The organism is Streptomyces sp. NPDC085866 (assembly GCF_044541035.1).
Lineage (GTDB): Bacteria > Actinomycetota > Actinomycetes > Streptomycetales > Streptomycetaceae > Streptomyces.
In genome coordinates this window covers 181,018-194,003 of sequence record NZ_JBITSQ010000001.1, presented here as the reverse complement: position 1 = coordinate 194,003, position 12,986 = coordinate 181,018, and the positions used below count along the sequence as shown (strand labels likewise).

Sequence of the window (12,986 nt, the reverse complement as noted above, 5' to 3'; positions counted from 1 at the left end):
CCCTCCGGTTGGCACCGACGTGCACGACGATCACGGCACGACACCCACCCGGAGGGAACGGACCCGATGAGCGAGTCGACGAGCAGCACACGCGCCTTCAAGGAGTCGATCGGCCGGTACGGCGTCTGGAGCGTGGGACTCCGCTCGGAGGACCCGGCCCGGCGCGGCGACATCGCCGAGGCAGCGGCGGAACTGGAACAACTCGGGTACGGCGCCGCCTGGCTGGGCGGCAGCAGCGCCGCCCGGCATGCCGCCCCGCTCCTCGAGGCCACGTCACGGCTGGTCGTCGGCACGAGCATCCAGAGCATCTGGCAGTACGAGGCCGACGCGAGTGCGGCCGCCTTCGCCGAGGCGGAGTCGGCCCACCCCGGCCGTTTCCTGCTCGGCCTCGGCGTGAGCCACGCCAAGCTCGCGGACCAGTACCGCCGCCCGTACTCGGCGCTGGTCACCTACCTGGACGCCCTGGACGCGGCCGGCGTCCCGGCCGGGCACCGGGTCCTGGCGGCCCTCGGCCCGAAGACCCTGGAGCTGTCCCGGGACCGGGCGGCGGGCGCGATCCCCTACCTCGTCACCCCCGAACACACCGCCCGGGCCCGCGAGATCCTCGGCGAAGAGCCCCTGCTGGCACCCGAGTTCGGGGTCGTCTGGGAGACCGACCCGGTTCGCGCCCGCACCCTGGCCCGCGACCACCTCGCCCTGTACCTCGCGCTCCCCAACTACACCAACAGCTTCCTGCGCATCGGCTTCACCGAGGACGACCTGACCGGCGGCGGCAGCGACCGCCTGGTCGACGCGCTCTACGCGTGGGGTGACGAGAACCGGATCCGGGACCGGATCAACGCGTTCCACGAGGCGGGCGCGGACCATGTGGCGATCCAGGTGGTGGACGGGGGTTCGCGCGACGCGCTGCCGCGCGAGGCATGGCGCAGGCTGGCGTCCGCACTGGACTGAGAGGCGCGGCTCAGGCCACGGCCTGACCGCCGCGCCGCGCCGGGCAGTCGCGCAGCAGCTTCTTGATCTGCCCGGCGCGGTCGTTACCCGGGAGCAGCTGGTTCAAGCGGCGTTGAAGCAGGTCCCGCGTCTCCTCGTCCAGGAACTCGCAGTGCCCCCTGAAGACTTCGCGCAGTGCCTTGAGCGCCCAGTACTCGTTGAACGGTTTGTCCTCGGACACCGCCGCCTCGGCGAGTGCGCGTCCCCACGCCGGATCCGGATTGGCGTACAAGTACGCGGCAGCAGCCAGCCGCAACCCCCGGTCGCTGCTCCGGAGATGGCTCTCGACGTCGAAGTCCCGGGCGCCTCGCAGCAGACCGACCATCTCGTCCACCACCTCGGACATCGCCTGTGTCCTGGCCTGCCCACTGGACATGGTCCACCGGATCTCGTTGTACCGTGCCGCCAGTCGGCCGACAGGATCGGCCGACGCCGGCCCCTCGGCCCGGCCGCCCGGCTGTGCTCTGCTGAGCGCCTCCCTCACCCCGTCGGCCAGATCGTCCGCGGTCTCCTGATGCCTCGCCTCGACCTCCCGCGTCTCGCGGATGGCCTCCTGCGCCGCACTCCGAGCTTCCTCCACCTGGCGTTTCAGGGTGATGCCGAATCCGGAGACCTCGGAGAAGAAGACACCCAGAAGCACCAGGATCACGAGGCCGAGGACGACCATCGGAGGATCCGTCATCTGCGGGTGTCGGCAGACGGTGACGACGTTCCCGTTCGAAGCCATCTGCTGGTCGCACACGTCGGTGGTGAAGAACAACACCACGGCCGTGCCCGCGGCGAGTGCCACCAGCGCGGCCGCCGCCCACTGGAACGGCCTGACTCCTCTCCGACCGGTCGTCGAGGTCTCATCAGCTCCCGTCGCGGCCATCCCCCACCCTTCGGCACTGCCGGCAACGGCGCCATGCTTGCCCGCGGAAGTGCCGCTTGGCAAGCACGACGCCCCCAGCGCCTCAGGCGTCCTTGAACTCCTGCCGCTGACGGCCGAGCCCCTCGATCTCCAGCTCCACCACGTCACCGGCCCGCAGGAACGGCTTCGGCTCGGGCTGACCGAGCGCGACGCCCGCCGGCGTACCGGTGTTGATGACGTCGCCGGGGTACAGGGTCATGAACTGGCTGACGTAGCGGACAACTTCGCCCACCGGGAAGATCTGGTCGGCGGTGGTCCCGTCCTGCTTCAGCTCCCCGTTGACCCACAGCCTGAGCGGCAGGGCCTGCGGGTCGGCGATCTCGTCGGAGGTCACCAGCCACGGCCCCAGCGGGTTGAACGTCTCGCAGTTCTTCCCCTTGTCCCAGGTCCCGCCCCGCTCGATCTGGAACTCCCGCTCGGACACGTCGTGCGCCACCGCGTACCCGGCGACATGCGCGAGCCCCTCCTCGGCCGACTCCAGGTAGCGGGCCGTACGTCCGATGACCACGGCCAGCTCCACCTCCCAGTCGGTCTTGGTGGACCGGCGCGGCACGAGCACGGTGTCGTTCGGCCCGACGACCGTGTCCGCGGCCTTGAAGAAGATCACGGGCTCGGCGGGCGGCTCGGCCCCCGTCTCGCGGGCGTGGTCGTGGTAGTTGAGCCCGATGCACACGATCTTGCCGATCCGGCCGAGCGGGGGCCCGACCCGGAGACCCTCCGCGTCCAGCGCGGGCAGTTCACCGGCCTCGGCCGCCGCCCGTACCCGGCCGAGCGCGCCGGCGTCCGCGAGCAGCGCCCCGTCGATGTCGTCCACGATCCCCGACAGATCCCGCAGGGTCCCCTCGGCGTCGAGCAGCGCGGGGCGCTCAGCCCCTGCCGTACCGACTCGCAGCAGCTTCATGGTCACAATCTCCCTCGATCGCGGGCGCCCGCCAATGGGTGCAGCCATCGGAGGACTGGTCGATCCTCCAATTCGGCTGTCCAGTCCGCAAGACCCTGTTCACGGACTGGACCGTAACCACGCCCCCCGAGGAGGCGGCTCCGCGCTCCGGGTCGAGCCGGCTCGGTGCTCCGGGTCGAGCCGGCTCGGTGCTCCGGGTCGAGCCGGCTCAGCGGTAGAGCGCGGCCCGCTCCACCGCGCTCCACGTCGTGCTGGTGACGACGTACAGCGCGGCCGCGAGCGGCACCACCGCCACGGTGACGAGCGTGAAGAAGGACATGAACGGCATGACCTTGTTGACCGCGCCGAGCCCCGGCACCTGCTCGCCCCCACCGGCGGTGACCGTGACCGGGTTCTTGGCCATCATCAGCTTGGTGCGCCGGTAGTTGAAGGCCGCGACGGCCGCGACGAGGACGAAGAGCACGAGGTAGACGAGCCCGGCCGCCCCGAAGACCCCGCCGCCCGAGAGGGCATCGGCCCAGCGTCCGCCGAGCGGCGCGGCGAACAGCGAGTGGGTCAGCAGCGCGTTGGCCTCGCCGCCGATCGAGGTGTTGGAGAACAGGCGGTAGAGGAGGAAGAAGGCGGGCAGCTGGAGCAGGCTGGGCAGGCAGCCGGAGAGCGGCGAGACCTTCTCCTCGGCGTGCAGTTCCAGCACCGCCTTCTGCAGCCGCTCGGGGTCCTTGGCGTGCTCCTTGCGCAGCTCGGCGATTCTCGGCTGGAGCTCGGCCCGGGCGCGCTGACCGCGGGCGGCGGCCCGGGACAGGGGATGCACGAGCAGTCGCACGAGCGCGGTGAACAGGACGATCGCGGCGGCGGCCGCGGAGGCGTGGAAGAGCGGCTGGAGCAGGTCGGCGAGCTGCTCGACCAGGCGGGCGAAAACGGACATGAACGCGGACATGGCGGGACCCTCCGTGCAGGGGTGTGTCGTCGTGCCGGGGTGACCGGAGATGGCATGGCGGCATGACGACCCGCGCGGGGGCAGGGAGTGACCGGGGTCAGCTGGGGTCGGGCGTGACCGGATTCGGCTGGGCCAGGCAGGCCCTCAGCGGCGGGGGCCAGGTGTGACCGAGTCCGGCGGGAACCAGCTGTGACCGAGTCGGCCGGGACCAGGTGCAACCGAGTCCGGCAGACACCAGGTGCAACCGAGTCGGCCGGGGACCAGGTGTGACCGGGTCCGGCGGAAACCAGGTGTGACCGAGTCCCGCGGAAACCAGGCGTGACCGAGTCCGGCGGTGCCCTACGCGCAGATCGTCGCGAGGGCGTGTCCGGGTGCCCGGGGCCGACGGCGTCCTGAGGCGTCGGGGTCGCGCTGGGGCAGGAAGGCCGTACGCCGGGCCCGGTCGCGTATCGCCGTACGGACCCGGGTGGGCGGGACGGAGGGTGCGCAGCGGGCGGCGACGAGCGAGCTTGCGGCGAGCGCGGAACCGGCGGCGGCGGTCGCGGCGAGGGCGACGGTGGTGGAGAGGCTGCCGGTGTCGAGGAGCGCGGCCTGGAGCAGGAGCAGATTCACCACAACGAGCAGCAGGGCGACGGGACGCGCGCCGACGACACGACTCCGATCCACTTCCTCCCCCTTCGCTGACCTGCTGTTTCTGCTCGCTTCCGGTTATACAGGATCGATCTCCAGGGGCTCCAGGAGCCTCTTCGGCTTGAGCAGCGCCCTGCTGACCGGATCCGCCGGGTCGGGATCGAGTCCCGGGCCCGGCATCAGTACAACGTCCGCGACGGGTACGACGGTTCCGCAGACGGGACATTCGCCGTACGGCCCGAGTTCGGTGCCGCACTCCGCGTGCCGGAAGTACCGCAGCCGACTCGCTTGGAAGTTCTCGCGGCCCCACAGCGCGAGGGCCCGCAGCGCCGGCCACAGCGCGATACCGCGCTCGGTGACGACGTACTCGTCGCGCGGCGGCGACTCCTGGTACCGGCGCTTGTCGAGGACCCCCTCCTCGGTGAGCGTCTTCAGCCGGGCCGAGAGGACCGCGCGCGGGATGCCGAGGTGGACGAGGAAGTCGTTGTAGCGCCGGACGCCGTAGATCGCGTCGCGGACGACGAGGAGCGTCCACCGCTCACCGACGACCTCGAGCGCGCGGGCGATCGAGCATTCCTGCGTCGCGTAGTCCTTGCCCAGTGCCATGGCGTCCACCTTAGCCACTTTCCGACATCTTGGTTCAATGACTGAACCTACGGTGTTACGGTACAGCCATGGCTAGGTTCAATGAAAGAACTCTCTCCGCGCGCCCCACGGCTGCGCGCCAGGACACCCACCCCTCGGCACCCCCGCACCACCCCCGGGCGACCCTGGCCCTGACCAGCGCCGCGACCGGCGTGGCCCTGATGACGTACACGGCACCGGCGGTCTCCCTGCCGGACACCGCGGCCGCGCTGCACACCCCCCTCTCCGCCCAGGCCTGGCTCCTGAACGGCACCCCCCTGGGCCTCGCCGCCCTGCTCCTGGTGGCCGGCAGCCTGGCCGACGACTACGGCCGCCGCCGTGTCTTCCTCGCCGGCACCCTGGCGCTGGGCCTCACCACCGCACTGAGCGGGCTGACCACCTCCACCTGGGCCTTCACCCTGACCCGGGTCGCCCAGGGCGCGGCGAGCGCGGCGATCCTGGCCAGCAGCCTGGGCCTGCTCGTGACGGCCTTCCCGAGCCCACGCGGCCGGCTGCACGCGACCGGCGTGTGGGGGGCCTTCGTGAGCGGCGGCATAGCGGTCGGCCCGCTGGTCTCGGGCGCGATACCGAACTGGCGGCTGGCCTACGTCGTCCTCGGCGCGGCCACGCTGGTCGTGGCGGGCCTGGCACTCGGCCGACTGTCCGAGTCACGGGCGCCGAGAGGCGGGCGTCCCGACGTGCTCGGCGCCCTCACCTTCGGGCTGGCACTGGTGGCCCTGGTGGCCGCGCTGACGCTGGGCCGGGACGGGTGGCTGCGGGCGCCGGTCGGCCTGCTGCTGGCGGCGGCCGCGGTGCTGCTCGGGCTGTTCGCACTGGTGGAGACCCGCGTGGCGAAGACCCCGATGATCGACCTGGGCCTGCTGCGCCATCCCCGCTTCCTGGCCTCCTCCGCCGGTGGCCTGTTCACCGGGCTGACCGTGATCGGCCTGTTCAGCTTCCTGCCGGCCCTGTTGCAGCAGGCCCTGGGCATGTCCGCGATGGACACGGCGTGGCTGTTCCTGCTCTGGTCCGGCGTCTCCTTCGGCGTCGCGCTGCAGGCGAAGCGGCTGGCGGGGCGGGTGGCACCGCGCCGGCAGCTGGCGGCCGGCTTCCTGCTCCACGCGGTCGGCGCGCTGGCGATGCTGGGCGCGATCGGCGCGGGCTCCTGGACGCGGCTCCTGCCCGGACTGGTGCTCGGCGGCGTCGGCAGCGGCCTCCTGAACGCGGCCCTGCCCCTCCTGGCGGTGGAGTCGGTACCGGCCGCCCGGGCGGCCATGGGCTCCGGCGCCCAGCAGACGTTCCGCTACATCGGCTCCTGCGCGGGCGTGGCCCTGACCATCGCCCTCGTCACGTCGTCGGGTGGCGGCCTGGCGCGCGGCGCGAACGTGGCGATGGTGGTCTCGGCGGGCCTGGCCGCGCTCGGCGCCGTGGCCGTGACGGTGCTGCGGGAGCGGGCGTGAGGGGAGGCCCCTGGGCTCCGCGGCCTACCCCCTGGGCCGCATCGACACCAGCTTCCCCCAGACCACCATCCGGTAGCGCGAGGTGAACTCGGGGGTGCAGGTGGTCAGGGTGATGTAGTAGCCCGGCCGGTCGTACCCGTAGGAGGGCCGGACGAGCGACCGCGGCACGGGGCGTACGACCCCGGAGTCCCGGGAGGACGTCTGCGGAAGGATCTTGTCGACGGCGTACGTGTACGTGGCCGCCTCCGTCTCCACCTGCACGGTGTCCTCGAGCCGGAGCCTCGGCAGGTACCGGAAGGGCTCGCCGTGGGTGTTCCGATGCCCGGCGAGCGCGAAGTTCCCGGCCTGGCCGGGCTGTTGGGTGCCCGGGTAGTGACCGACGTACCCCTTGTTGAGGACGTCCGGCTTGCTCACGCCTTCGGCGACGGGGACGCGGAGGTGCAGCCGGGGGATGGTCAGGACGGCGTACGCCTGGGAGCGGCGGGGCGTGCCGGAGACGAGGACGGGGGTGTACGACCGCTGCCGCGCACGTCCGGGAGCCTTGGCGGCCGCCGGCGGTGACGGCGACGCGGACGCGGAGGGCGCGTCACCCGAAGCGGAACCGCCGCTCCCCCACTCCTTCTCCAGGGCAGCGACCTTCCGCTCGGCCCCCTGCCGCGCCTCCCGGTTGGTCCACCACAACTGGTGTACGACAAGCAGCATGAGCACGGCCCCGAGGGTGACGAGCACCTCGCCGCCACCCCACAGCCCCCGCCGCCACCTGGCCCGCCTCCGCCGATCACGGTGCTGCACGACACGCATCCGCACACCCACCTCCCAGGAGCCGCCCGCACGATAGGGCGAGTCGGGTGAACTCACCAGAGCCGTAAGGCCTCCGGCCGCTGACGTCGGCTTCCTCAATGGGTTTTAGAAAGGGCTGTCACAACCCTCGACAACCTCACAAGCCACACCCGATGCTTCCTGTTGGCATGCGGGGGGACGAGTCAACGCCGGTCCCAAAGCCGGTGTTCGAGCCGCACGGAGAGGCAGAGAAGAAGCCATGATCCGACGCAGAACGCTGCTGGCCGCCGCGGGCGGCGGCCTCCTGGGCAGCGCCCTGGCCACGGGCACGGCCCGCGCCGACGCCACGATCGCCGTCAACCCGTCCACGACCTACGGCACCTGGGAGGGCTGGGGCACCTCCCTGGCCTGGTGGGCGAACGTCTTCGGCGCCCGGGACGACTTCGCGGACCTCTTCTTCACCACCAGGACGACGACGTACAACGGCACGGCACTCCCCGGCCTGGGCCTCAACATCGCCCGCTACAACCTGGGCGCGTGCAGCTCGAACAGCGTCGGCGGCGAGTCGATGGTGGCCTCCCCCAATATCCCGTCCTTCAAGCAGATCGAGGGCTACTGGCAGGACTGGAACAACGAGGACCCCACGTCCTCGGCGTGGAAGTGGACGGCGGACGCGACGCAGCGCGCGATGCTGGTGAAGGCGACGGCGCGAGGGGCTACGACCGAGCTGTTCGCCAACTCCCCGATGTGGTGGATGTGCCTCGACCACAACCCCTCCGGCGCCTCCGACGGTGGCAACAACCTCCAGTCCTGGAACTACCGCCAGCACGCCTCGCATCTCGCGGCGGTGGCCCTCTACGCAAAGCAGAACTGGGGCGTGAACTTCGCGACGGTGGAGGCCTTCAACGAGCCGTCGTCGTCCTGGTGGACGGCGACAGGCACCCAGGAGGGCTGCCACATGGACTCGACGGTCCAGTCGGCCGTACTCCCGTATCTGAGAAGCGAGTTGGACAAGCGAGGCCTGACGGCCACGAAGATCTCGGCATCGGACGAGACGAGCTACGACCTGGCCCGCACCACCTGGAACTCCTTCTCCTCCACGACCAAGGGGTACGTGAACCGGGTCAACGTCCACGGCTACCAGGGCTCGGGCGGCCGCAGGGACCTGCTGTACACCGACGTGGTGACGACGGCGGGCAAGGCCCTGTGGAACTCGGAAACGGGAGACAGCGACGGCACGGGGATGACCCTGGCCGGCAACCTCCTCTACGACTTCCGCTGGCTGCACCCCACGGCCTGGGTCTACTGGCAGGTGATGGACCCGAGCGCGGGCTGGGCGATGATCGCGTACGACGCGAACACGCTGCAGCCCGGGGCGATCCAGACCAAGTACTACGTGATGGCCCAGTTCAGCCGCCACATCCGCCCGGGGATGACGATCCTGGACACGGGCGTGAGCTACGCGGTGGCGGCGCTGGACAAGTCGGCGAAGCGGCTGGTGATCGTGGCGGCGAACACGTCGTCGTCGGCCCAGACGCTCACCTTCGACCTGTCGAGGTTCACGACAGTGACGGGCGGGACGGGCGGCCTGGTCCCCCGCTGGAACACGGTGACGACGGGCGGCGGGGACCTCTACACCTCCCACTCGGACACGAACCTGTCCGGCAAGACCGTGGCCGTCCCCTTCGCGGCGAAGTCGGTGCAGACGCTGCAGGTCGACGGGGTCACCCTGTAGCCCCGCGGCTCAGCGCTCCTCGGGAGGGAGCGAGTCCTGGTACGCGTTCCACGGGCGGGGCACCTTCTTGACCGTACGGACGTCGAGCGCGACCGGCGCGGACCTGGTACCCAGCCTCCCACCCGGGTGCCAGGTCCCGGTGACCGTCACCCAGGTGTTGGCGGGCAGCGCGGGACCGCCGTGGATCCGCACCTTCACGGACTGGGCGTCCGCGGCACAGCAGTTGAGGATGACCCGCGTCAGGTCCCAGCTCCCGCCCGGCCCACCCGGTGTGACGAACCCGGTCATCAGGATGCTGCGCCCCTTGATGTCCTGGTCGTCCCGGTCCTGCTGCACCCGGCTGGTGAAGTCGGAGAGGGTCATGGGGACGGGCGAGGTGGCGGGGAGCGGATCGAAGTCGCTCTCCTCGGGGACGGCCTTGGGCGGCTGCCGGGAGGCGGTGTAGGCGCCGAGGGCGGGAGGCGCGTAGAAGAGCAGGCTGAGCGCCGGGAGAAGGAGCAGCCAGGCGACGCGGGGCAGGGCGGAGTGATCGTGCCCATGACCGCCGTGCCCCTCTTCTCCCTCCTCCTTCTGCTTGTCGAGCACGGCGCCGACCAGGCCCAGCAGGAGCAGCACCGCCCCGGAGGCGATCAGCAGGGGCCGCATTCCCTCCTTGACGTACCTCAGATACAGGTCGGTGAAGAGGGAGACGTGCAGCAGTCCGAGCCCGCAGAGCACGAGCAGGAGGGGCTGGAGGAATCGCTTCACAGCAGCACCCCGCCGACCATCGAGCTGCACGCGATGGCCACGACGACGGTGGCGGCGGAGAACCGTACGGCGAAGGCCCGCCCGAAGGTGCCCGCCTGCAGGGCGATGAGCTTCAGGTCGACCATGGGCCCCACCACCATGAACGCCAGCCGTGCGACCGGAGGGAAGCCGGTCAGCGAGGCGGCCAGAAACGCGTCGGCCTCGGAACACACGGCGAGCAGCACGGCGAGCCCGGCCAGGAAGAGCACGGACAGCCAGGGCGCCCCGGCGAAGGTGTCGAGGACGGAGCGGGGAACGGCGACATTGAAGGTGGCGGCAGCCATGGCCCCGAGGACGAGAAAGCCGCCGGCGTGCAGGAAGTCGTGCTGGAACCCGAGCCGGAACTCGTTCCACCGGCTGTGCCCCTCCCGGTGCCCGGTGTGCCGTACGCCGGGCCGCAGCCACTCCGCCCGCCCGAACCGCAGCCACAGCCATCCCATCGCCACGGCGGTGACGAGCGAGGCGAGCAACCGGGCCAGCACCATGGCGGGGTTCCCGGGGAACGCGATGGCGGTGGCGGTGAGCACGACCGGATTGATGGCCGGAGCGGACAGCAGGAAGGCGAAGGCAGCGGCGGGTGCGACCCCACGCCCGATCAGACTGCTGGCGACCGGCACCGAAGCGCACTCACACCCGGGCAGGACAGCCCCGGCGACACCGGCGACCGGTACGGCGAACACGGGCCGGCGCGGCAGCACCCGGGTGAACACCCGCTCCGGTACGAACGCGTTGATCGCGCCGGACAGGGCTGTGCCGAGCAGCAGGAAGGGCAGGGCCTGCACCGTGACGGCCAGGCACACGGTCCGCCAGGCCTGCACGGCAGGGGCGTCCCCCCAGCGCCCCAGGAGGACCACGGCCGTGCCGGGCACGACAGCCGCGCCGACGAGCAGGAGCGCCCAGTACCGGCCCCGCTCCTCCCGCGCATCACGGTCGCCCACACCGTCCGCTACGGCGCCGACCGCCGCCTGCTCCTCGGCGACCAGGGCGCCTGTGTTCTCCATGCCGACTCCGCTTGTCGATGTCCGCGTCGACGATAGCGGTCCATATCGCCCCTCGCGTCATCTCCCGCGCGCCGGGACCCACTTCCCCACCTCCCCTTTCTCACCTCTTTCCCTCCCCTTTGCGCCTCACGTTTGTCACCGCCCGGCAGTACGGTGTCACCCATGCGCCCCGACACGTCTGCCGAGAATGTCGACCACACCGCCGAGGCGGCACGCCTGGAACGGACCTCCGGTCTGTACCCCGAGGACGCCGAGGCCCTGCTCCTGCGCGCCGCGGCCCACCTGGAACTGGCCGGCGACCGCCCCGCCGCGACGACGCTCTACGACCGTCTGCTGTCCGATCCCGCTTCGCTGGAGAACCCCCACCTGGTGCGGGCCCTGAAGGCGTCGAACCTCTGGGAGTACGACCACGAGGCAGAGGCAAGGGCGATCATCGACGGAATCCGGGCATCGGCGCCCCGCGACCCGGCCCCCTGGGTGATCGTGGCCGAGTCCCTGGAGTCGCACGACGAGCTGCAGGCGGCGGCGGAGACCTTCACGGAGGCGGCGAGCCTGCTTCTGACGGACGGCGCGGAGCCTCCGTACTCGACCCACCCGCTTCTCTTCGGCCGCCACCGCGTACGCAGGATGCTGGGCCTGGCCCACGACGACTGGGACACCCTGGCGGACACCCTCCACTCCTCCCCGGTCTCCCTGGACGAACTCCACGACCCGAAGCGGGTGTGGTCCCTGGGCTCGGACAATCCGGCGGAGCTGGAGGCGGAGATCTCGCGGTTGCGGGCGGAGCTGGGGGCGTTCAGGGAGGCCCTGTCCCGCCCCTTCCCCGTGGCGATCCTGCACTGGCCGGCCCACGAGCTGGGCGAACTGCTCTCGGCGTACCCGGACCTGGCCGACGAGTACCCCTCCCACCCCGAGCACCTGACGACCATAGAGTCCTCGCTCCGCGAACTGTCCTCCTCCGGGACCTCGAACCTGGGCATCGTGACGGGGACTGTCCCGTCGTACGAGGCGTTCGCGGCGTCGGAGGGGTCGTCGCCGGGTGACGTGACGCTGTTGCCGCAGTATGCGACGACTTTGGCGGCTCGGGGGCGGGCTGCGGTTTGGCCGCCTCAGAGGGGGGCGGAGTGCTGGTGTGGGTCGGCTCAGGGGTATGGGGTGTGCCATGGGGCGTGAGGCCATGCCCCGTCCCTGCCCTGTCTGCCCACAACCGCTCGGGTTTGTAAGCCCGATCGCCCCTCCTGCAGCCATCTAGGCCGACCAGAACATGCCGAGCCCAGCCGCTCGACGCGCCCAAGGTGACGTCCCGACCCTGGCCACGATGGAGCCCTCCCAAGGGCCGATTCCCCCATGGCACCCAGCTTCCCCTGGCCGCCCGCTCGCTTCTTCCCCGTGCTGGAGCGGCCCGGGCCAGGGTCGCCCGAAGGACCGGCGCCGGCCGACGCAGGGGCGCAGCGAAGCGGGAGCGCCCTTGAGGCGTGCCTCGGAAGCACGACAACGCCGAGAAGCGGGCGACCCGACTCCACCCTCGGTGCCGCTCGACCGGGCAAATGTGCATGGAAGAGTGCCTGGTCAAGACCGACAGAATCGATCTACGGTTGCGATCCAAGGCTGCCCCGGTTCTGACCCCGTCCCGAGGTAAGGGGACACACGCGCCGCTTACGCCGGCACAATGCTGCCGTGTCACACGCCGTGCCTTCCTCCGCCGCAGTCTCCGCTCGCATGAGTCGCCAGGGATCGCGAGACACAGCCCCCGAAGTCGCGGTCCGCCGCCTCCTTCATGCGGCAGGTCTGCGCTACCGCGTGAACCTGCCGGTCCCTGGAATGCCCCGACGGACGATCGACATCGTCTTCACGAGAGCCAAGGTCGCGATCTTCCTGGACGGCTGCTTCTGGCACGGGTGCCCCGAACACGCAACGCAGCCAAAGGTCAACGCCGAGTGGTGGCGTGCCAAGCTCGACAAGAACATGGCGCGCGACCTGGAGACAACTGAGCATCTGACATCGGCAGGTTGGACGGTGCTGCGCTTCTGGGAGCACGAATCCGCCAACGAAGTGGCACGTCGGATCGCCGCGGCGGTCGCGACCGGACGATCGCACCCCGAGGGGCGAAGGGGTCCGGCAGACAAGCATCAATCGTGACACAGTCCTTGGTGGCAACAACCATCCGACTGAATAATGTGTAGACCTTGTAAAGGTAGCCCTGGGCCACCTCTCGACCGGTCCGGCTCGGGA

13 protein-coding genes are annotated in these 12,986 nt (G+C 71.0%); 5 read left to right on the top strand and 8 right to left on the bottom strand.

Annotated elements, in window-relative coordinates; all coding sequences use genetic code 11:
* The first annotated feature begins 66 nt into the window (after window positions 1–66).
* The gene (locus ACIF83_RS00885) at window positions 67–951 is read left to right on the top strand and encodes an LLM class F420-dependent oxidoreductase (protein ID WP_399722590.1); all 885 of its coding nucleotides are present in this window, start codon (window positions 67–69) and stop codon (window positions 949–951) included.
* A 10-nt stretch (window positions 952–961) separates the two neighbouring features.
* Here the strand turns inward: ACIF83_RS00885 and ACIF83_RS00880 are convergent, their stop codons facing one another.
* The 5 genes from ACIF83_RS00880 to ACIF83_RS00860 form a co-directional block, all read right to left on the bottom strand.
* Window positions 962–1,861 (bottom strand): hypothetical protein, encoded by a 900-nt coding sequence (locus ACIF83_RS00880; protein ID WP_399722588.1) that lies wholly within the window; start codon window positions 1,859–1,861, stop codon window positions 962–964.
* A gap of 82 nt (window positions 1,862–1,943) precedes the next feature.
* Complete coding sequence (locus tag ACIF83_RS00875; protein ID WP_393464078.1) at window positions 1,944–2,801, bottom strand: fumarylacetoacetate hydrolase family protein; 858 nt, start codon at window positions 2,799–2,801, stop codon at window positions 1,944–1,946.
* A gap of 208 nt (window positions 2,802–3,009) precedes the next feature.
* A complete protein-coding gene (locus ACIF83_RS00870) occupies window positions 3,010–3,726 on the bottom strand; it encodes a YidC/Oxa1 family membrane protein insertase (RefSeq protein WP_399723131.1) in 717 nt (238 codons plus the stop codon).
* A gap of 351 nt (window positions 3,727–4,077) precedes the next feature.
* A complete protein-coding gene (locus ACIF83_RS00865) occupies window positions 4,078–4,404 on the bottom strand; it encodes a DUF6412 domain-containing protein (protein ID WP_393464075.1) in 327 nt (108 codons plus the stop codon).
* Window positions 4,405–4,446: 42 nt separating this feature from the next.
* Complete coding sequence (locus ACIF83_RS00860; protein WP_393464072.1) at window positions 4,447–4,974, bottom strand: winged helix-turn-helix transcriptional regulator; 528 nt, start codon at window positions 4,972–4,974, stop codon at window positions 4,447–4,449.
* A gap of 68 nt (window positions 4,975–5,042) precedes the next feature.
* On the opposite strand from ACIF83_RS00860, the gene ACIF83_RS00855 reads away from it, so the two are divergent.
* A complete protein-coding gene (locus tag ACIF83_RS00855) occupies window positions 5,043–6,452 on the top strand; it encodes an MFS transporter (RefSeq protein WP_393464069.1) in 1,410 nt (469 codons plus the stop codon).
* 24 nt (window positions 6,453–6,476) lie between these two features.
* Here ACIF83_RS00855 and ACIF83_RS00850 read toward each other — a convergent pair whose 3' ends face one another.
* Window positions 6,477–7,253 (bottom strand): class E sortase, encoded by a 777-nt coding sequence (locus tag ACIF83_RS00850; protein ID WP_399722585.1) that lies wholly within the window; start codon window positions 7,251–7,253, stop codon window positions 6,477–6,479.
* Between the two features lie 238 nt (window positions 7,254–7,491).
* On the opposite strand from ACIF83_RS00850, the gene ACIF83_RS00845 reads away from it, so the two are divergent.
* Entirely contained in the window at window positions 7,492–8,967 is a 1,476-nt protein-coding gene (locus tag ACIF83_RS00845; protein ID WP_399722583.1) for a beta-1,6-galactanase, read from the top strand.
* A gap of 9 nt (window positions 8,968–8,976) precedes the next feature.
* On the opposite strand, the gene ACIF83_RS00840 is transcribed toward ACIF83_RS00845, so the two are convergent.
* Both ACIF83_RS00840 and ACIF83_RS00835 read right to left on the bottom strand, forming a co-directional pair.
* Window positions 8,977–9,714: a TIGR03943 family putative permease subunit gene (locus ACIF83_RS00840; protein WP_399722581.1), complete on the bottom strand. Its 738-nt coding sequence runs from the start codon at window positions 9,712–9,714 to the stop codon at window positions 8,977–8,979.
* Window positions 9,711–10,754 carry a permease gene (locus ACIF83_RS00835; RefSeq protein ID WP_399722579.1) on the bottom strand — a complete coding sequence of 348 codons (1,044 nt, stop codon included), beginning with the start codon at window positions 10,752–10,754 and terminating at the stop codon, window positions 9,711–9,713. The genes ACIF83_RS00840 and ACIF83_RS00835 overlap by 4 nt, the downstream gene beginning before the upstream one ends.
* 162 nt (window positions 10,755–10,916) lie before the next feature.
* Here ACIF83_RS00835 and ACIF83_RS00830 point away from each other — a divergent pair, with 162 nt between their 5' ends.
* Together ACIF83_RS00830 and ACIF83_RS00825 are read left to right on the top strand one after the other, a co-directional pair.
* Window positions 10,917–11,927, top strand: coding sequence for an SEC-C domain-containing protein (locus tag ACIF83_RS00830; protein ID WP_399722577.1), 1,011 nt, complete (start codon window positions 10,917–10,919; stop codon window positions 11,925–11,927).
* Between the two features lie 546 nt (window positions 11,928–12,473).
* Window positions 12,474–12,893, top strand: a complete 420-nt coding sequence (locus tag ACIF83_RS00825) for a very short patch repair endonuclease (protein WP_399722575.1) — start codon at window positions 12,474–12,476, stop codon at window positions 12,891–12,893.
* Window positions 12,894–12,986 lie beyond the last annotated feature (93 nt).

Bases quoted from the DNA above. Each gene is read 5' to 3' on its own strand.
- ACIF83_RS00850 (WP_399722585.1), bottom strand. From the start codon at position 7,253: ATGCGTGTCGTGCAGCACCGTGATCGGCGGAGGCGGGCCAGGTGGCGG.
- ACIF83_RS00825 (WP_399722575.1), top strand. From the start codon at position 12,474: ATGAGTCGCCAGGGATCGCGAGACACAGCCCCCGAAGTCGCGGTCCGC.
- ACIF83_RS00835 (WP_399722579.1), bottom strand. From the start codon at position 10,754: ATGGAGAACACAGGCGCCCTGGTCGCCGAGGAGCAGGCGGCGGTCGGC.
- ACIF83_RS00845 (WP_399722583.1), top strand. From the start codon at position 7,492: ATGATCCGACGCAGAACGCTGCTGGCCGCCGCGGGCGGCGGCCTCCTG.
- ACIF83_RS00875 (WP_393464078.1), bottom strand. From the start codon at position 2,801: ATGAAGCTGCTGCGAGTCGGTACGGCAGGGGCTGAGCGCCCCGCGCTG.
- ACIF83_RS00860 (WP_393464072.1), bottom strand. From the start codon at position 4,974: ATGGCACTGGGCAAGGACTACGCGACGCAGGAATGCTCGATCGCCCGC.
- ACIF83_RS00855 (WP_393464069.1), top strand. From the start codon at position 5,043: ATGGCTAGGTTCAATGAAAGAACTCTCTCCGCGCGCCCCACGGCTGCG.
- ACIF83_RS00870 (WP_399723131.1), bottom strand. From the start codon at position 3,726: ATGTCCGTTTTCGCCCGCCTGGTCGAGCAGCTCGCCGACCTGCTCCAG.
- ACIF83_RS00830 (WP_399722577.1), top strand. From the start codon at position 10,917: ATGCGCCCCGACACGTCTGCCGAGAATGTCGACCACACCGCCGAGGCG.
- ACIF83_RS00880 (WP_399722588.1), bottom strand. From the start codon at position 1,861: ATGGCCGCGACGGGAGCTGATGAGACCTCGACGACCGGTCGGAGAGGA.
- ACIF83_RS00885 (WP_399722590.1), top strand. From the start codon at position 67: ATGAGCGAGTCGACGAGCAGCACACGCGCCTTCAAGGAGTCGATCGGC.